At 74.8% G+C, this 409-nt stretch carries 1 protein-coding gene; it reads left to right on the top strand.

Features of this window, described 5'->3' with window-relative positions; genetic code table 11:
• Positions 1-135: 135 nt before the first annotated feature.
• Positions 136-409: hypothetical protein (locus M3677_RS17620; RefSeq protein ID WP_251161228.1), on the top strand; the 274-nt coding region annotated here is incomplete at its 3' end.

Below are 409 nucleotides of genomic sequence, written 5' to 3'. Positions count from 1 at the left end.
CTGCGGGGGTGACACGGGTCCGGTGCGGACCCGGCAACCGACCGGCAACGCCGGGGGCCCGCGGTGCGGCAGCCGTAACCACATCTCGTTCCGGACGTCACCACACCGAAACCGGGCGCGACGACCGTTCTCGCCATGACCACGGGACGCCCCCAGCGGGTGCACGACGCGCACCGCCACCTCGGCGTGCTGCCCGCGCACCCCTTCTACGGCGGCCCGCCGGTCAACCCCGACACCACCGCCCGGGCGACCATCGCCGAGCTGGTGGCCGACCTGGACCTGGACCGCGAGGGCACCGAGGCCGCGCTGGTCATCCCGAACTACGGGGTGCCCGACCCGACTGCCTCCTTCGCGCTGAACGAGCTGGTCGTCGAGGCCGCGCAGGCCGACGAGCGGATCCGGGCCGGGC

This window comes from Curtobacterium sp. P97, from assembly GCF_023712445.1.
GTDB lineage: Bacteria > Actinomycetota > Actinomycetes > Actinomycetales > Microbacteriaceae > Curtobacterium.
This window is presented reverse-complemented; position numbering and strand designations above follow the sequence as displayed.